Origin of the sequence: Clostridium sp. AF34-10BH, from assembly GCF_003478095.1 — a bacterium.
Classification (GTDB): Bacteria; Bacillota; Clostridia; order Lachnospirales; family Lachnospiraceae; genus Acetatifactor; species Acetatifactor acetigignens.
In genome coordinates, this window is sequence record NZ_QUEC01000045.1 from 1 (window position 1) to 18,477 (window position 18,477).

24 protein-coding genes are annotated in these 18,477 nt (G+C 39.5%); 23 read left to right on the forward strand and 1 reads right to left on the reverse strand.

Annotated elements, in window-relative coordinates:
* The first annotated feature begins 274 nt into the window (after positions 1–274).
* On the forward strand, positions 275–1,657 hold the full coding sequence (locus DWZ61_RS18295; RefSeq protein ID WP_118539993.1) for a hypothetical protein: 1,383 nt from the start codon (positions 275–277) through the stop codon (positions 1,655–1,657).
* A 442-nt stretch (positions 1,658–2,099) separates the two neighbouring features.
* The gene (locus tag DWZ61_RS18305) at positions 2,100–3,134 is read left to right on the forward strand and encodes a hypothetical protein (RefSeq protein ID WP_118539995.1); all 1,035 of its coding nucleotides are present in this window, start codon (positions 2,100–2,102) and stop codon (positions 3,132–3,134) included.
* Positions 3,135–3,403: 269 nt separating this feature from the next.
* Here the strand turns inward: DWZ61_RS18305 and DWZ61_RS18310 are convergent, their stop codons facing one another.
* Positions 3,404–3,817 (reverse strand): transposase, encoded by a 414-nt coding sequence (locus DWZ61_RS18310; protein ID WP_279220518.1) that lies wholly within the window; start codon positions 3,815–3,817, stop codon positions 3,404–3,406.
* A 367-nt stretch (positions 3,818–4,184) separates the two neighbouring features.
* Between DWZ61_RS18310 and DWZ61_RS18315 the strand changes: the two genes are divergently transcribed.
* From DWZ61_RS18315 to DWZ61_RS18410, 21 genes are all read left to right on the forward strand, one after another.
* Positions 4,185–5,588: a hypothetical protein gene (locus DWZ61_RS18315; RefSeq protein WP_118539996.1), complete on the forward strand. Its 1,404-nt coding sequence runs from the start codon at positions 4,185–4,187 to the stop codon at positions 5,586–5,588.
* The gene (locus DWZ61_RS18320; protein ID WP_243026458.1) at positions 5,569–6,516 is read left to right on the forward strand and encodes a hypothetical protein; all 948 of its coding nucleotides are present in this window, start codon (positions 5,569–5,571) and stop codon (positions 6,514–6,516) included. The genes DWZ61_RS18315 and DWZ61_RS18320 overlap by 20 nt, the downstream gene beginning before the upstream one ends.
* Positions 6,517–6,612: 96 nt before the next feature.
* Positions 6,613–6,861 (forward strand): hypothetical protein, encoded by a 249-nt coding sequence (locus tag DWZ61_RS18325; RefSeq protein ID WP_118539997.1) that lies wholly within the window; start codon positions 6,613–6,615, stop codon positions 6,859–6,861.
* A 53-nt stretch (positions 6,862–6,914) separates the two neighbouring features.
* Positions 6,915–7,256 (forward strand): glucosaminidase domain-containing protein, encoded by a 342-nt coding sequence (locus tag DWZ61_RS18330; RefSeq protein WP_118539998.1) that lies wholly within the window; start codon positions 6,915–6,917, stop codon positions 7,254–7,256.
* Positions 7,238–7,747 (forward strand): hypothetical protein, encoded by a 510-nt coding sequence (locus DWZ61_RS18335; protein WP_118539999.1) that lies wholly within the window; start codon positions 7,238–7,240, stop codon positions 7,745–7,747. The genes DWZ61_RS18330 and DWZ61_RS18335 overlap by 19 nt, the downstream gene beginning before the upstream one ends.
* 35 nt (positions 7,748–7,782) lie before the next feature.
* Entirely contained in the window at positions 7,783–8,499 is a 717-nt protein-coding gene (locus tag DWZ61_RS18340) for a hypothetical protein (protein WP_006859528.1), read from the forward strand.
* Between the two features lie 33 nt (positions 8,500–8,532).
* The gene (locus DWZ61_RS18345; protein ID WP_147354736.1) at positions 8,533–9,150 is read left to right on the forward strand and encodes a hypothetical protein; all 618 of its coding nucleotides are present in this window, start codon (positions 8,533–8,535) and stop codon (positions 9,148–9,150) included.
* Between the two features lie 51 nt (positions 9,151–9,201).
* Positions 9,202–9,849, forward strand: coding sequence for a hypothetical protein (locus tag DWZ61_RS18350; RefSeq protein WP_118540001.1), 648 nt, complete (start codon positions 9,202–9,204; stop codon positions 9,847–9,849).
* 148 nt (positions 9,850–9,997) lie between these two features.
* Positions 9,998–10,324 carry a hypothetical protein gene (locus tag DWZ61_RS18355; protein WP_147354737.1) on the forward strand — a complete coding sequence of 109 codons (327 nt, stop codon included), beginning with the start codon at positions 9,998–10,000 and terminating at the stop codon, positions 10,322–10,324.
* Between the two features lie 166 nt (positions 10,325–10,490).
* Complete coding sequence (locus DWZ61_RS18360) at positions 10,491–11,033, forward strand: hypothetical protein (RefSeq protein WP_119623702.1); 543 nt, start codon at positions 10,491–10,493, stop codon at positions 11,031–11,033.
* The gene (locus DWZ61_RS18365) at positions 11,030–11,923 is read left to right on the forward strand and encodes a hypothetical protein (protein WP_118540004.1); all 894 of its coding nucleotides are present in this window, start codon (positions 11,030–11,032) and stop codon (positions 11,921–11,923) included. Before DWZ61_RS18360 ends, DWZ61_RS18365 begins: the two co-directional genes overlap by 4 nt.
* A gap of 183 nt (positions 11,924–12,106) precedes the next feature.
* Positions 12,107–12,934, forward strand: coding sequence for a hypothetical protein (locus tag DWZ61_RS18370; protein WP_118540005.1), 828 nt, complete (start codon positions 12,107–12,109; stop codon positions 12,932–12,934).
* A 49-nt stretch (positions 12,935–12,983) separates the two neighbouring features.
* Positions 12,984–13,157, forward strand: a complete 174-nt coding sequence (locus DWZ61_RS19870; protein WP_172594747.1) for a hypothetical protein — start codon at positions 12,984–12,986, stop codon at positions 13,155–13,157.
* A gap of 271 nt (positions 13,158–13,428) precedes the next feature.
* Positions 13,429–13,830: a hypothetical protein gene (locus DWZ61_RS18375; protein WP_243026459.1), complete on the forward strand. Its 402-nt coding sequence runs from the start codon at positions 13,429–13,431 to the stop codon at positions 13,828–13,830.
* A gap of 3 nt (positions 13,831–13,833) precedes the next feature.
* Positions 13,834–14,181: a hypothetical protein gene (locus DWZ61_RS20315; protein WP_243026460.1), complete on the forward strand. Its 348-nt coding sequence runs from the start codon at positions 13,834–13,836 to the stop codon at positions 14,179–14,181.
* 269 nt (positions 14,182–14,450) lie between these two features.
* Positions 14,451–14,879 carry a transposase gene (locus tag DWZ61_RS18385; protein WP_118540006.1) on the forward strand — a complete coding sequence of 143 codons (429 nt, stop codon included), beginning with the start codon at positions 14,451–14,453 and terminating at the stop codon, positions 14,877–14,879.
* Positions 14,880–14,988: 109 nt separating this feature from the next.
* Positions 14,989–15,774, forward strand: coding sequence for a hypothetical protein (locus DWZ61_RS18390; protein WP_147354738.1), 786 nt, complete (start codon positions 14,989–14,991; stop codon positions 15,772–15,774).
* A gap of 65 nt (positions 15,775–15,839) precedes the next feature.
* Positions 15,840–16,436 carry a hypothetical protein gene (locus DWZ61_RS18395; RefSeq protein WP_118540008.1) on the forward strand — a complete coding sequence of 199 codons (597 nt, stop codon included), beginning with the start codon at positions 15,840–15,842 and terminating at the stop codon, positions 16,434–16,436.
* A 27-nt stretch (positions 16,437–16,463) separates the two neighbouring features.
* A complete protein-coding gene (locus tag DWZ61_RS18400; protein WP_118540009.1) occupies positions 16,464–16,793 on the forward strand; it encodes a hypothetical protein in 330 nt (109 codons plus the stop codon).
* Between the two features lie 17 nt (positions 16,794–16,810).
* Complete coding sequence (locus tag DWZ61_RS18405) at positions 16,811–17,725, forward strand: hypothetical protein (protein WP_118540010.1); 915 nt, start codon at positions 16,811–16,813, stop codon at positions 17,723–17,725.
* Between the two features lie 288 nt (positions 17,726–18,013).
* Entirely contained in the window at positions 18,014–18,409 is a 396-nt protein-coding gene (locus tag DWZ61_RS18410; protein ID WP_182427198.1) for a LysM peptidoglycan-binding domain-containing protein, read from the forward strand.
* Positions 18,410–18,477: the final 68 nt, after the last annotated feature.

Consider the following 18,477-nt stretch of genomic DNA (forward strand, 5'->3'; position numbering starts at 1 on the left):
CTTAATTTTACCACAAATGGATGCTCTTTTTTCATTCACTTGATAGGTGAAAATCAATATTCAGCGAAAATACAGTAACTATGTGGCTTTCAGCCACTTTCATGGCTGTGCCGTGAATAATATAGGATTATTTATATAAAAAGAAATGTTCATAAGGTCGGGATGGAGACCGAAAACCCATTCCCATTGCAGAATAAACTGTGAAAAATTAGTAGATGGAAGTTTAATGGAAGAATAAATAGTTATAAAAGCGTAATGGAAAGAAGAAGGAAAAATGATAGAAGCACTCTGGGATTTCTTTGGATTGTATAAGGCGGGTTCTGATTATTTACCGAGCTTTTGGCTCACGATGCTACTTCTTTATCTGAATGCAGGTCTGTATCTTGCTGACCTGTACCATCTGGTGAAACGTAAGTCAAAAGCGGAAACAGTCAGTCTGATGGCGATACCGGGAATATTTGCGATACTTTTGGTGGCGGTGGCATCGTTTTTCACACATGTGCCGAATCTTCTGAGAGAAACTTCACGGGCAAAATGTCTGAGTCTGCTTATAACGACAATGTTGCCGGAAACGAACCTTGCGCTGCTTCTTGTTGTGTTTCTTTATCCGGTTCTATGGGGAATCGGGTTCTGGCGTCAGCTGAAGCACGAGCATGGCAGCTGCAAACGCTGGGCGCTGTCCAGTATTCCGGATTATATTGCATGGATTATACTGGTGTGTGGTATAGGCTATCACCTGATTTTCGGGGAAAATATCCTGCATAGTGTTCTGGAAAATGCAAAGGACGGAGATTTGCTGGCTCTTTATGGCTCCTCCCACGGAATAGGGTTATACATATGGATGTATGGGACTTATATACTTGTGTGTAAGGAAGTGGTGCTGCTTGTCGGTCTTTTGTCTGAGCTTTTGCTTATGCGGATTCCGCTTCGCTACCGCAGTGGAAAAAATGCTGTTACCTTTGTCGGCTTTTATTATCTGTTTTGCCAGAATGCCGTTTTTCGGGGTACCTTTCTGATGGAAGCCGCACTGGTGATTCCCCTTTGCGGAGTGATGCTCAGGGAAGCGGCGTCGCCTTTCAGCGATAATGCATCGATTATGCTATACGCAGCCTTTTTGCTGCTGACAGGAGCAGTGTTTGTCGTTCTTATTGTCATTCATCCAATCATGCGGACACTTTCCTGCTTTGATGCCTGGGGACAACGTAAGCAAATCAGAGAGCTTTTCTGTACGGAATATTTTCTTATGCAGCCGGTTTTTAGGAACAGATTGTTCACGGTCACTTATCATTTTATCATTGATGAACAGGACGCAGCCGGTGTGTACTATCTTCCGCTTCTCACAGACATCAGCGGATGGACTTACTCGAAAAATAAGAATGGAAGATGGAAAAGGATCACCTTTGCAGATGGCAGGACGCTTGAGGTGTCGGAGCAGGAGGCAGAGGCGGCAAAGGAAATGCTTACTTATGCGTCAAACCGGCTCTGTGCTCAGAAGGAAACCGGAGGAAATCGGAGCAATATAAACAATATGCCGGGAACAGAGGAAACATGGAACCCGGTCATAAATCCGGCGGAAACGACATACCAGAAACTGGTTAAAGTATTTATGTGTATGTTGGTTATTCTTTTCATGATGAGTTATCAGATATTGAAATAATGTCTGAAAAATGACTATATTTTCGTTGCTATCAATCTGAATACTTTCAGTCAGCTTCGTTCAACAGATTCCAAATGTCTGATATTGTGAAGTTTGGTGAAAATATCAGTATTATTCAAAAGAGAGCAACTTTTGAAAAAATATCAATATTAGAGGTGTATTACCGATGGCAGGCATCAGGAGGAAGAAAGTGCGCCGTTAGTTGCCGCATTTTTTTCCGGGCTGCCTGTGGAAACGCTGAATGTTGCGCGCATTATAATCCGACTTTCCACCGCGAACCTTTTGTCAGGGATGCAGGGGGAAAGCTTCTGACGCTTCTGAAATGCCTTTGCAGAGGATGCTCAGAGGTGCCGCATGGCGGGTATGAATGAGCACTTGTCGAAGCCGCTGGAAATGGACAAGGTTGTTTCCGTTATTGCGAAATACAGGGGGTAAAGGGAAGATGGAGAAACTGTTGTTTACGCTTATACTGGTTCTGACCGTCGGTATCATTTATCTGATAACGGGCAGAAACCGGCGGCAGATAAATAAAATCCCGGAGGGAATGGCAATATTATGTCAGCCGCCGGGGAAAAGGTATGTCGTATATGCGCTGGGAGTGCTGGCAGTTGTTTTTGTGGGAATTTTCAGCATCCTTTACATAATGGACGGAGCCCCCGGGGAGGCGAGGGGGATGTGGAGCCTGTGTGTGGCAATGGCAATTCTGCTTTTAATAGTTACCATATTTGCGGGAAATATCATGGCGAGGGAATGTATTTATTTTAATGGAGATACAATACAGATAGAAAAAGCCTTTCAGAAGCCCCGGACAGTCAGATGGCAGGAAATCCGGAAAATAGACGGCAGCTTTGATAATATGGTTAATTTATATCTTTCGGATGGAACAAAAATCCTCACAGTGGGTATCGGCATGTTGAATTATGAGCTATTCTGTGACGCACTCAGGAAGAAATGCCCTGAAACGGTTGCCGTGTATTACCGCTCTCAGGTCTACGAAAGTCCGCAGAAGCGGATTCTGCGATATGGGACGGAGTACTATATTCTGGCAGGATTGGGAATTTTAATCCTGCTGGAATATCTGGCAATGCTGTTGCTTTCGGGGGAGGAAAATCCATTGCGGGGTTTTTCACAGAGTGAGCCTTCGGAATGGTTTTCCCTGTTGTTTGCGCCGATTTACGGTGTGGCATGTTTGATCCTTCTGTTTATCATGTGTAATACAAGAGTACGGTATTCGGAAGAAAAAATGATGATAAAACATCCTATACGAAAGGAAACGGAGTTATACTGGCGGAACATACAGAGAATCGAAGCAGTTACAGCAGTAAAGCAGGGGAAAAGAACCTGGAAAAAGCTGCGGATTTATACAAAGGAGGGGGTATACAAAATTAGTTTTGCATACCTTACCCATGGAAAAGACGATTTTATGGCGGAAGTTCTGAAAATGGTTGAGAAATATGAAATTATAATCAGTGAATGACAGAAAGTTTAAAGTATGCTATATTTAAAACACCGTTTTAAAAACGGTGTTTTAAATTGCAAGGAATTATGGCAAGCCGTATTGAGGAATTTGATGAAGTGATTTTATGTCATGCAAGGATATATCAGGGAGCTGCGTTCCTTTTATAATAACGGCTGGAAAGAGTATTTCTAGGAAAAAGCGGTCAGATGCATGGATTATCAACCGATAATTTGTGAACACAGGAATCATAAATTGTCGGTTTTTTTATGAGATATGGTTAGTTAAAACTAACAAAAGGAGGACAGATATGGATACAAAGAAACAAAATCCGGTTGCTGTCTGCCGTATGCATCAAGAAGAGTGGAATCCAGATCCAGAATAACAGCCTGTGGCATCTGAACACTGTAAATTTTCCTCCGAAGTACTCTGGCAATCGCAAGGAACTGGTTTAAAGTGTCTTCATCCATACGGTTAAAGAATCTTGATACCGTAGGCTGTGATGCAAGCGCATCTTTTTCAAGTACAGACTTGAATACAGGATCATTGGTTTTAAACGCTTTTTCTAAAAGTGTATCAATACCAAGTTTGCTCATGAATTCTTTGATAAGAAGCAAGCCTGCATCGGATGAGAGATCTCCTCCATCAAAATTTATTTTAATCTGTCTATTGCTTTCTAAGGCTAAGGTGTTTACAATACTCATAAAGGGCTCCTTTGTTTGGGATTGTAAAGACTTTGAACACCTTAATTTTACCACAAATGGATGCTCTTTTTTCATTCACTTGATAGGTGAAAAGCAATATTCAGCTAAAATACAGTAACTATGTGGCTTTCAGCCACTTTCACGGCTGATCCGTGAATAATCTAGGTTTATTAAAATGGCAATACCAAACGCAGGACAAGGATTTAAAACTGGATTTTATGCCAGAGAGAATGGATGGATATTGTGATATCATGGAATTTAAGATGCCGCATTTGGATGGCAAATGTATTGTGGGTACAAATGAGAGAATATGTCTGATTATGTTGTGATAGATATTATTGTATATGAGAGAGGAATGTAGGTTATTGTGAAAAGAAAGATTGTGAATATGGGGACGATAGGAATAGTAGTTATAATTCTGCTGGTTGGTGTCTTAAATTATAAACAGGCGGCAGAAACCGAAATGAAAAAGATTGAAACAGAGGAAAACAGCGTAAGAGAAAACAAAACAAATTATACAAACGAACAGGACAGCAACAACATATGTGAGTTAGTAAAGAAAGTTGATTTTTCGTCAAAAGAATATTCGATTAATTGGGAGATTTATACAGATCAGGTGGCACTGGCATATAAAGAGAACTTTTATAGGATCATTACAAATCAGATGCCATTGGAGTATGAAGAAGAAAAGGCTGTCTATTTTCGGGATCATCTACGAGGGATATCTGATTTAGATGACATGGAGTTTATAGAACAATTTGTAAAAGAAACAAGATATCGTTTTATTGATTGTGATGGGGATGGACTTCCAGAATTGCTAATGGACATTGGAATAAATGGTTTCTGCATATTAAAGTATCTTGTGGAAGAACAAAAAGTGGAAGTTTATCACTGGCTGAACGAATATGAAGTACTTCTTGGTTCGAATCAGATAGGATACTGTAATTCTACGAGTGCAAATAATACCCGATATGGATATAAAACATTGAATAGGGCAGGAGAAGTGGAGAATGAAATTTATTTTACTGCTTATTATGGCGAGACTGGAATAGAATATGAAATTTATATATTCGGAGATGAAAGTATGAGCGGGCATCTGAATCAGGAACAATGGGATGAAGTGACAAAAGACTTTTTTACAATGCTTGATTGCCCTGTTACTATGGTAACGTATGAGGAAGCTTTCGGGAAAAATTTTACTGGAACAGAAGCGCTGCATGGGAATACTGATGAGGCAATGAGGGCATATGATGAGTTTTTGTCAGGAGAGAGAGCGTTGGAAAATTCTGGTGGAAGTACGATAGCAGATATGGATGATGGAAGTATGAAGTATCTGACGTGTGACATAAATGGAGATCATATACCGGAGTTACATATTCAGACATCGGGAGATTATTATATTCTTGCATATCAAAATAATGTGCTGTTTGTCTTGTTTCATGAACAGGTGGAAGAAACATTAAAATGTTATGGTGTTTGTAAAAATGGCGAGATTGTGTATAAATATACAAAAGAAAATAAAGAAAGCTATTCCTTTTATAAATTTGAGTTTTCTGGAAATGCGTTTAAAACAATTGCATTTTACAGGAATGATAGTAATGGAAATGGTGTATATGATGAGAATGATGAGTATGAATGTAATGAAACTATTTGCACGTTTGAGGAGTGGACTAGCAGTGCAGAAGGATATTTCAGTATCGATAAAAATGGAGATGTGCAGATTTTGCATATGATGGAATGGAAAGATTATAATGAATCAAAGAAAAGGTAGGAAACCAATGAATCAAAGAAAAGGTGGGAAACAGTATGTTTGTGGAGCGGGTATTGGGATCATAAGTTTAATTGCTTTTTATACAGTCTTAAGTGGTACGGAGAATAAACGGATTTTACAAGTGAAGAACGAGATATACACTTTTGAAATGACAGAGGAAGAAGCGGCAAAGGCTGTTTTTGATTACATATATTCAGATTGTGACTATGATTATGACGCAAAGGTTATTTCTACTATGCAGCAGGGAGAAATGGTATATTTATACCAAACGCAGGAAAAAAGTGACTTGCAGTATGAAATGTTACAGAGCAAAGATAGGACAGAAGATGGGCAATATTATGTCTTTGCACACGGTACACGTTATGTAACAGATGCCCTTTCGCAGGGCTTCTATGATGAATATCACACGGATTACGCAGTTAATAGGAAGACAGGCGAAGTTCTTCGGGAGTCTCAATGGATAGAGACTGATGCAGGTTATAAATTGCTTTATAGTGAAGCATATGAAAAGGCGGTTAATCAGTTATATTTTAATGAGGATGTTTCAGATGGAAAGATGCTGGAGGAACAAGCTGCAAGAGCTCTTTTTTATTATATGTATTCGGATGAGGGGGATTATGATTCAATAGTTGTAAGAACATATAAACAGGAACAGTCGGTATATGTATATCAGTTTCCAGAAGATCAGGAGTTTCCTTGTGTAAGAAATTTTTCATGTAGAGGTATGACGGAAGATCAGGAATATTATATTTTTGCAGATTATACAGACTATTATACTCATGGTTATGAACCTGTTTTTACTCATTATCATTATCTTACAAGTTATGCTGTTAACAGGGAGACGGGCGAAGTGCTTCAGGAACGGGAATGGAGTGATATAGAGTGTGAGTGGTTGTATAATGAAGAGTATAAAAAAGCAGTTAAATAGTGGAAACTATTTATAGGTAATTGCGAAACAAGTTCGCAATTCTGATTGAAAATACGGAAGAAATATAACGGAATTTTTATATAGGAAGAAAGTCTTATGCCGGAAGATAGGGTACAGAAAAATGGAGATGCCATTATAGCAGGAGATTTTACTTTTGAACTGGAAGGAAATTGCCTTCGAAAGTTTTTGAAAGGAATTTTTAAAAAACAATACCAAGATATTGCGTGTGATATGATGGTGAAACACTATGCTTTTTACGAAGAGTTAAGTAAAGTAGGTATTGTAAAAGAAGAGGAGTATGTCACAAGAGAGGCTGTTATTCATTGTGATAAAGTAAAGATGTAAAATTAGATGCTTATGAAGATCATGGAATACTTGCTGAAAACGGGAAACCGCTTATGACATGCAGTGATTGTGAAGTTAATAAGAATATCTATTCATTTGGTACTTGTGAATGTGGTAATATGTATAGTGAGAAACTTCCTCATCATGGTCCTCGCCGTTATGAATCTTACAAAGAAAGTATAGTTGACCATTCAGATATTTTATTGGATGAGAGGTATGCGGAAGCATGGGAATATAAGGACAATCCATTTATTTATGTATCTATCATAGGACCTATTTATGCAACGGGAAGTGACTATGGCGATACGGCGGCATCTATAATGCACGATTATTTTATGTGGGATGACGAGGAAAAAGATTGGGAGGAGTATATCCTATGGAGGGAAGGAAAATAAGTTTTGTGGTACTGGCTATGGCAGGTCTGCTGACAGCATGTGGCAGCCGTGTGTGGGGTGATGACAGTGAAATTTCCACAGCATTAGCCTTCGGAGAAGCAGAGGAGTGTACGCAGAATGCCAAAACACGGGAAGATACGATTGTTAAAATATCAGACTGCCTTTCGGAACAGGTGCCGGAGATTGATGACTGGGCTGCTTATGTAGATCTGAAGAGTGATGGGCAGGCGTATTTATATCAAACATATGATCTTGAAACAGAGGAAGTATACAAAGATGGGGCGGGAAGTGAATATTTGGGAGAGTATTATTCCGTTCATGTGAGCGAGATGTGGGAGGATCACAGTGTGAGCTGGAGCACGTTTTATGTGAGTGTCAATTTTGATAAGGTTTTATGGAAGGATATGGTAGGACTGGCAGACAGTGAGTTTGAAGTGTATACATTAGAGGAGTGGAGAAATTCGTCGTATTATCCAAGCCTTGATGTCTAAACGGCGTTTTGCATAGATCCTGGGAGGAAAATAATATGATAAAAAATTTTCTTTCATCCATTGTAGTAAGCTTGTTTTTGATCCTTCTTGTGATTTTGTGCAGTGAAAATGATAAAGAAGAAAGCAGACATGAGCCTCAAAATACATGGTTTTATATGCCGACACAGAAAGAAGTAGAATATGAAGGATATTTTTATCCATATAGCTATCGGGATATTTGGCAGGATATCAGTTTGCATATAAAAGAACTGAAATCCTTTCAAAATGGCAGCTTATATGCTTTAGAACTGGATCAGCTGAATGTGACAGATCCGTTCGATCAATTCGCGTTGGGGAGAGAATATCTGGGATATTACTATGTTACGTCTGAGGATATTTATTATATGCCGTCAGACACCGGTGGGTATACGGAGGAGAAAAATGAGATCATAATTTCCGGTCTGGAATCAGATGAGGATTTATTTTTAAAAGAGTGGACGATTGTCTGCTGTGAAAACGGAACGGCTGATGTAGTGGATGATGCCGGATATCATGCATTTGTAGAAGCAGATGGAGAAAAAAGGATCTTTCGTTATTATAATGATTATTTTTACGGTTCAAAAGATTATTTATTGATGGTTTGGGAAAAGGGAAAAGGAATTGTTTATTATATGCATGGAAATGGTCAAAAAAACATGCATGTGGAATTTGGAACAGACTTGAAAAAACAGCAGAAAGAAGATTATGGGTATCCATATAAATTGTTTCATTAACTCTGTAAGAAGTACGGGAAGTGTTTGCACAACATGATTATGATGAACGAAGGGCAAAAGAAGCAGAGGTGTTTATCAATGGCTATCAGTAGGATGAGAAGATATGCAAAGGTGATAGCGTTTTTGGCCATATGTACGGTCGGCATATCAGGATGCGGGAGAGAAAGAGGCGCAGCAGAATTACCATTTTTTGGGACATGGTACATTGAAAAGGTGGCGGTCATTTCAGAAATGTATACAGGAACAACCAAAGATGGAGTGGCGGAAGAGGATTTATATGATTCCGAAGATTTTGTCGGATATGAGCTGGAGTATACTGCAGATTATTTCCGGATAGGGGAAAATACATACACGGATCCTGAATACGGTTTGTTTTTTGAAGATATTTTTACTGTGAACGATGGGGGCAGATTTTGGCCACATGTGTGTGATTTTATGGAGGAAGAGGGGATTGACTGGCATGATGATAAATATTACGGTCAAAGAGACGGCATGGAACTGCATTTACTGGTTTATATAGATTTTGAGGAAACGGTGTTTTATGAAACGTATGATTTTATTCCGGTGGGAACACGCTTTACACTTTTGAATGAGGACACTATGCTCGTAGAATTTTGGGGAAAGACGCTTTTGGCGCGGAGAGTTGCGTAACCGTTGTAAAAGCAGTCTAAAATATGGCTTTTAGGAGGGAGGTATTTATAAATGATTAGGTGCAAAATAAGAAAACACACAAAGGCGGTGGCAGTTCTGATCTTATGTGTAGCCGTATGTATCATTCTTATGGCAGCATTTGGCGGAGAAAGGAAAATTCCGTTTTTTGGGACATGGCGTATTGAAAGAGAGGTAATCATTCCGGAGCTGACTCCGGAATTAACATCGGGAATGCCTTTAGAAGAAGCGATGTTCGTTACCACAGACTTTATCGGATATGAACTGGAGTATACCGGAGAATATTACCGTGAGGGAGAACCAACTTCCCGCTATCCTTATAACCCTGTATTGCAGGAACGGACAGCTGAAGACCCACATTACGCCATAAAATATATAACGCTGTCGGAGTTTAATCATTGGGGAATCCTTCAGCCGTATCTCGAACAACTGATTGAGGAGGAAGGAATTAAAATCAATAACATGGAGGATTATGATGAAGAGGAGACATTGCTCTTGCAGGTCAGACACCGGCTATGGGGACATGAGGAGCTGGAGAAAAAATGTACGCTTTTGAACGATGATATGATGCTCATAGAAGATCGGGGAAGGATTTTCTTTGCACGACGGGAAGGGTGGATGTCAGGACAGGGGAGAGCAGGTCGATGGAACAAAATGTACTGGAGCGGTCTGGACTTATGAAAGATTTTTTGTCTGAAAAATAAACGGGTTGAAAAGGGAACGGTTAAAAGAGATCAGAGAAAAATTTGAAAGCAATGTCGGAAATGTGCGAAAGCAGTTTGAGAGTGTTCTAGGGGCGATCACGTCAGAGGCAGAGCAGGAGATTATTGTGATATCTTACCTGCGCGCAAGTCACATCACAGAAACCCATGAGTTTTATGTGGGCGTCTATAAGGGAGAACCTTTTGTAGAAGAAATAAAGCATGGTTTTATTAGTGTCAAACCTTTGCTGGGAAATGTAGAAAAGGATTTCGTGGAGCTGGATCAGGCACTGGAAAGAGAGTTTTTCCGTTTGATTGCAGCAGAGAAAGAGGAGATTCACCGTTGGTATATGGAACAATTGTACCAGGAGTTTGGTAAGGTATGGAGATTCAAAGGAAAGAATATTTATTTTGGCGGATTTATGGATGAGATAAGCTTGATTGGAGACGGATAGCAGGGAGGGGGAATGAAAAATCTATGAAATATTAATTTGTTAATAGTATCGTTAGATGAAGAGGCAAGTGATGAAAAGGAATAAACTAATATTTAATAGTACCATAGCTTTTATTCTGTTAATTACAGTTATCTTGTGCGAGGAATGGTCTAAAAAAAAGAGTGAGATGATAGATCAGACATCGTTTTTCTTTGATTATGGAACTGAGACGGCAGCGTTTGAGGCGGAGTTCGCAAGCACCCCTTTTGGAGAGTATGAACAAGTAAAGATACAAGTGGAACAGGTGGAGCAGTGGGAAAACGGTATTTTGTATACAATGATGATAGAGAGTGATACAGAGGATGACAGCAGATATTTTTACGGCAGGGATAGATTTTTTCTTGGATATTTTTATGTATCGGAAGATAAAATTTACCGAATAGATGAGAATAAGATGGAGGAAGTCAATATAAAAAATGAGGAGGATTTCATCGCAAGAGGGACGGTAGTCTGTCAGGAGATGGGGAAAGAGGATTCACTGAAGGAAGAAAAGGGGTGGCACGAGGAGATTATGGTAGAGGGAACAGTGTGTACCTATCGCAGTTATAATGATCTTACAGAAACAGGATATTATGAGAGGTTTGTTTGGGAAAAGGGGAAAGGTCTGATAGAATATAAGAGTGGCTTCGGTGCAGAAAGAGATCGAATTTATCTGTGGAGAGAGACATGAAAAAAGTAGCAAAGAAGGGTTGGTGCATAACAGCCGCAGTGATGGCAGTGTCGGTGATAGTTTGCATATTCTGTTTTGTGAGATGGGAGCGGAAAAATTCGGATCTCTCCTTTCAGTTTGAGGAAACGACTTATACGTATAAAGATGAATATTACGACGTGGACAAGCTTGTATATCTGCAGATGGTTGGAAGCAGAGATAAGGAAAAGGAAAGAAAAATCAATCAGCTGCTCGAAGATGATAGAAAAAAAGTGATGGAAATGGAACCACCTGATTCTTATCCTGATGATGGGTGGGAATATCGTTTTCATGTAGGAACACATCGATGCGATGTAGAATATGCGGATGAGAAGTTTATAAGCATCAGTTACTCTGGATGGGTAGTGCGTCAGCGGAAAGGACCGTATGGATTACCAACCACAATGATGGCAACGACGATTGACTGTGAGGAGATGAAGGTTCTCGAACTAAAAGATGTTGTATCCGATTTGAATGGTCTGTGTCAAATGCTGATGGAGGATCGATTTAAGCATATCACAGCATGGGATGGAGAACCAGATTTAGATTTCTATAAGGTAAGCACTACATATAGCCGGGAAGGGGCAGAGCGTGATCTCCTGGAGACTTTGAATGGAAATGACAGAGAGATAGAGTGGTATATAAAAGAGAGGAAGATGTCGTTTTCAGAGAGGTGGAGTGCGTTCTGGGGAGATGAGGTGGACAAAGCTTTGGCAGGAAAGGATTTTGTGATTGTTATTTTAAAGGACAATTACAACGAGTATGCTATTGATATGCGGCAGATACGTGAACTGTTAAAGGAAGACTTTGTGGAAAGCATGCTGCAGGCAGATCAGGGAGAAAGTGAGGAGATGACTCAGACATCATTTTGAACAGGCAAGGATATAAGTGGAATAAGACGATTGAGGCGAATGGAGTAGCAAGTACCTGCCGTAGCTATAATGATTTGATGCAAGAAAGACGGATACCGTCAAGGCCGGATATCCTGCCATAGAAGAAAATACAGAGAGAAAAAGTTAGGAAAGGATTTAAAAATATATGAGAGGTCTTTGATAATGAAGTTAAGACAGAATAGAGAGATTAAGAAAAGTATAAAAATATATAGGAAAGAGGTATTTTGCGGAATAGTTGGTATTTTGCTCATAAGCTTGATTGTTTTTTATACAGTATTAAACAGCATGGAGAATAAGCGAACTTTACAAGTGAAGAATGATGTATACTCTCTTGGAAGGGAAAGAAATGAAACAAATATATACAATATAACGATAAATTATCCACAATTGGAAGATGGTATCGGTTTGAACATAGACATAAATAAAGTGAACTCACTTTTAAAAGATGCTGCATTTTCTGTGTATGCGAAAACATATGTGAAAGCCGTTGCACAGCTGGAAGAGGAAGTTCAAGATGCACATGCCTATGCAGGCGATGTAATTGATTATGATCTTCTGTGGTTGGATAATGATTATATAAGTCTAGTTTTTTCTATAGATTCGTGTGTGGGAGGACCGTCCTATATGCATCAATATCCGGTTACTATTGATATAGAAAAAGGGCAATACATTTACTTTAGTGATTTTGCAGACATTAATGAGATACTGCAAGCGCTGCAGACGGGAAATTTTGAGGTATATGCAGGAACTTACAGTGAATTTAGTTCCGAAGATGCGCATGCCCCGGATGTAATTAAACAGTTTTCGGAAACGTTTCAAGAACAAGTTAGTGCAAGTACGACAGGAGAAGGTTTTGACCGTTTTAGTAGTCAGAATATAGGGTTAGATCAACAGTATTTACATATTTATTTCCCTTTTGAAAAAGGAATATCTTTTCAGGGATATTATATTTTAGGTATTCCAAAGAATAAATTGGAGAACGAGAATTGAGTGATATGGCGATGATAGAGATATAGAGTGGTACATAAAAGAGAGGGAGATGTCGTTTTCAGAGAGATGGAGTGCATTTTGGGGAGATGATGTGGACAAAGCTTTGGCAGGAAAGGATTTTGTGATTGTAACCTTGCGTGATTACTATTACCACGAGTATGCGATTGATATGCGGCAGATACGTGAACTGTTAAAGGAAGACTTTGTGAAGAGCATGCTGTAGGCTGGTCAGGGGAGAGTGTGAAGAGATGACTCAGACATCATTTTGAACAGGCAAGGATATAAGTGGAATAAGATGATTGAGGCGGATGGAACAGCAAGTACCTGCCGTAGCTATAATGATTTGATGCAAGAAAGACTGATACCGTCAAGGGCGGACATCCTGCCATAGAAGAAAATAAAGAGAGAAAAAGTTAGGAAAGGAGGGGAAGTTACGATGCCCATGTGGTCTTTGATACCAGAGTGGTAAATACTCTGTTGGAGATGCTACTTTTATGGACGCTGATGATGCGTTTGTTAGTAATATTAGTCGTAGGACAGATGTGGATACGAATGGTTATTTAGATGTAATTGCACATGGAACACCTAATGGCATACAGATTACTCATAATGGGCAACATATGACAGTTGATCACAGAACGGCTTCTAGATTAATACAAAATTCAGATGGTTATAACGGACAGACAATTAGGTTATTGTCTTGTAATACTGGTGCTTTGGATAATGGATTTGCACAGAATTTGGCAAATAAGCTAAATGTTGAAGTTTATGCACCGACAAATTATTTATGGTCTACACCAAATGGTAATTATTTTGTTGCAGGTATGAATAATTTGAGATTGCCAGACATGAATAATAGAGAGACATTTAAATTATTTTCTCCAAGAGGTAATTAGGAAATGATATGTGAAAAATGTAAAGGAAAAATGAATTGGAGTATCGAAGGTGCTACTCAAGGATGGAGATGCCCTATGTGTGGGTGGAATATAATAACAACATACATTGAAGATATAGATAGAGATGAAACGGAATACAGTCTGTATATAAAAAATGTAACAGAAGTTGATGTAGAAAAAATAAAATTTGTTGCAAAAACAGCTAATGTTAATTTTGTTATTGCGAAGCAAATGCTTGAAAAAAGAGAAGCATGTATATTAAAAGCTAAGGCACCTAAGATTAAACCAGTAATTACAAAATTACAAGAATTGGGGATTGATTTTAATGTAAATCCTTCATTCAATTATTGAGAATGTCTTAAAGATAATTTGCAGATTGTAACTAACTGGTAATTAGTAAAAGCCAGCAAGGATAATCATAACGATTTTCTGCTGGCTTCTATGTCATGTGGTTTTACCATTTCCAATCTGCTAATTCCAAAAGCAGTGCAAAGCAACACTGCATCGCCATACGGAAAACAACTGCGGTATAATAAATGTTCTACAAAGACCTGCGAGACAATCTTAGATGTGGTAGCTGGTGATAAAGTGAAAAATAATGCTTACCAAGATGCAGAGATATGGTAGCACTCAGCATTGTCAGTGCTTTACAGCACTATGATAAGCAGCTTGCTGAAGTAGACAAGATGCTGGAAAAAATGTATGAGATGCCGACGTGTACACTTACAACTATTCTTGGTGTAAATGTTATCACAGTAGTGAAAATTCTGTCAGAAATTGGTGACATCAAGTGTTTTGGTAATGCGAACAAACTGGCACAGTTTGCTGGAATTACACCGCTTCATCTATCCTCCAGCGGTAAAGGTAAGGATATGGCTACCAAGCAAGGTAATAGAAAATCGCAAGCGACGATATACTTTTTTGCGGTTCAGATGATACAGATATCCTCAAAGGGTACACCCATCCAGCTTTTTGTGCGTATTACGAGAAGCGTAAAGAAGAAGGTAAATCAGTATTATATATGGAATGTTAAAGTTGTGGCGATGTAATAAGGCGACGAATGAGTGTGAGTTTTTGGGGGATATGTCGAGTGATGCGAGACTGAACATTCATGAAAATTATTTATTCCTTGCGTTTGGGAAAGACAAGGTGTGGTTGATGCCGGTGGAAGGGGATTTTGGGGAGAGGATCAATCTGGCAGAACAGTTGGCAGAAAACGATGGAGATTCAGGAAGATACGAATTGGATATTGCTGGTTATCATGGCTGGAACATCTATTCGTATGATGGAGATATTATAGCGGTGACAGATCAGGATGATCATAGCGTTGCCATAAGTAATGTTTTGTCGATTGATGTGCGTGTAGATAAACACTGGTATTATAAAGATGGAGAGAGTATTGAGTTTCGGGATGACTATTTTCAATATAGGAGAGCGGGCGAAGACGAATGGCATGATATTTGTCCAGAGTATTTTGGTAACATATTATGGTTTAAACTTGGAATTAGGGAGGTAAATTTTCTCCCAAAGCGCATTGTGAAGGAAGGGGAGAAGCTTTATCTGTCAGTTGAGATAGGAAGGACGAAGGTGACTGAGATGTCACAGAAGCATTTAGAGAGAGAACTGCTGGTCGAAATCGATCTTGAGACGGACACGAGCCGTATGCTATACGATACGCAAAATAATAGGACAAGAATCGTCGGATACCGGGAGGGAAATGTTTATCTGCTGAAAGATCATATTGTATACAAAAACGTGTTGAAAACTGGAGAGCAGAGGGAAATGTATGATTTGGGTCAAGAAAGCATGCTCTGGTATGAGGAAGATGGAGAACATAAGGATGTTCATTTTGAATGGTATGGAGATTATATGGTTGTATGGAGCTATAACAATGGGGATGGGGAAAATCTGGTGACGATAAAAAGCCTGGATATGACGAGGTAGGAAACATTAGCAGAATGGTAATCTGAGAGAGAGGGCAAACGATAAAATAAAGGAGATGATTGTATATGATGGGGATGAGAGCTAAAAAAATCTGCATGGCAATGCTCCTTATTGTGGGCGGTATAGTGGCAGTGTTTCTTGCACATAGAAAAGTGGCAGAGAAAATCACAGAGGAAGAGTACCAACGTTTTTTAGATGGGGAAGTGCCTGCTATGAAAGAGAATGGAAAAACTTATTTTCTGGAAGACTTGTTCGGGGAAGATGTAAGTGATGTTGAAACTTTTTTATCTGATATTGACGGAGATGGAGTGAAGGAGCTGCATATCCGGAATGGCATTTATTATATTTTAAAAGAAAAAAAGGGGAAACTGACGATTCTATATGAGGGTACTGCTACTTACGATGAGCCGGTAGAAGCGATGTCCGGCATTCTGTATTATAGGGAGGGAGGGGCACCATATAATGAGACTTACTATTTTACAAGATTTGAAAAAGATGGAACAATGGTGGAAGGACCTACTTATCAATGCTACGACAGTGACGAGGATGGAGAGATTGGGGTGGAAGATCTTTATTTAAAGGACGGCGTAGAGCAGGATAGGACTGCGTGGGAGAAGGAAACGGAGATATACAGAGCAATAAAAAATGAGCGGGGCTTATAGTCGGGTTGTTTCGATGGGGAAAAATCAATGAAGTATATTCAGAACAGAACAAACTGGTGCTGGGTGGTGGCCTGTAAAGTTGTCGGAGAGCAGTATAAGAAAAATTTTACGGAATTTGCGTTTACACTGGAAAGTCCGGAGACGGAGGTAGCGGTCAGCAATCTGGATGGACTGCGTACAGATATTGTAAAAAGAAGAAATGGAATATATTTTGTGGATGCGTGGCAGTCAGCTATTGCCAGGAATGCAGACTTTCTGCACGGAGGTTTGGAGGGAAATTTTCCACATGGTTTCAAGAGATACTGGAGGAAAAGTTTTGTAACTTTTATATTGTTTCCACAAGGGAGCCGTCCATAAAACAACTGGTAAAGGCAATGGGGCTGGAGAAAGAAACATTTGTAGGTTATTATGAATTTTCAGATGATTTTTACTGGGATAAAATGATTGTAAAAGATGAGATGACAGCAGTACTGGTAAAGGATGGAAACTACCTGTGGGCAAGGCGGACATCCAAGAGGGATCAGCATGGGGTGTATCTGGATGCCTATATGGAGGATTATCTGAATGATGGTGATTTGATGAGAACGGAAGCAGCGAATGAGGAGAAGGTGCATCAGGAACAGGACGCGGAAAACATGGATGGTTGGGAAAACAAGGGGAAAAGACAGCAGTATATATGGGGAGTCTGGCAGATTACAGGTATCAGAGAAGGAGATACCTGGGATGAGACGGATGAACTGGTAGGCGCTGTGTATGAAATGTTGCCGGAAAGCTGTTCCTATAAAAGCAAAACGTGGTCATATACCGTAGAGTTGGGTGGGTATGAAGCCTCTCCAATTGTTCGGTGGTTTGAATATAATATAGGAAATATGCTGCCGACGCCGGCGGGGTATTACCTGTCGTTTGGTGAGGTAAAGCCTGGTGAGGAGTATGCCAGATCACGCAGTGCCTTTTCTCCATGTATATTGACAGATGAAAAAGAGATGTTAGCCTTTTGGGGGAGAAGAGTATACCGCATGGAGAAGGTGGTGGATTATGATGATATCGTAGAAGGAAAAGATTTCTTTAGAGCAGACTATGGGCTTTGGAGCGGGGAATGGGTGGTTACGGAAGTTCTAAAATCAGAGCAACACGACGCAGAAGAATATATCGGAATGAACTTTTCCACAAAAAGTATGGAGGATAATGAGATCTGTGATTTTTACCTTGTGGATACAGGGGAAAAATCAATAGAGAAGCTTGTAGAGGCAATGGGTCTGGAAAATGAATATAGGAGAAAATTTCGATAATTTGGTATATTAAGATTGCTAAATCTTGGGTAAATTTTAAAGTGATGTCTCCATACAACATACTCTAAGACATCAAAAGTGGCAGAATCCAAGTAAAATCAATGGATTCTGCCACTATACTTTTCTTTAAGTGTCAAAGACGGGATTATAGCATAGCAAAAAGTAAAAAGCAAACATATATTCCAAAAATATGTTCGATTTTTATCTTGACAGAAGAATGCATGTTCGATATAATACAAGCAGAAAGAACAAATGTTCCCGAACAGATTTTCTTATGTGAGGTGTGTTATGAGAGTACAGAAGAGTGTATACCATATGACGAACAGAGAGTTAAGATTATATAAGAGACAGTTAAGAAGGAGGATGCAGATGCAGCGCAGGATCCTTACCATGATTGCTACGGTCTGTGTGATTATTTTCTGTGCGGTATCCTATCAGGGAATCCGTTCTCTGGCAAGCTCCGGGGAAGAACAGTTAAAGTTCAAATACTATACTCAGGTGACGCTAGCTTACGGAGAGACCTTATGGGATCTGTCCGAGGATTATATTGATTATGAAGAGTATAAGGATAAGAAGGAATATATAGATGAGGTACAGAGCATCAACCATCTGGCGGAAGAGGACAGCATCCGCGCCGGACAGACGTTGATCGTACCTTATTATTCTTATGAGTTTGTGAAGTGATAAGAAAGAGTATGATAAATGGAAAGTTAGTAAAGAAATGCTATCAAATCCCCGTAGCCCTTGGCAAG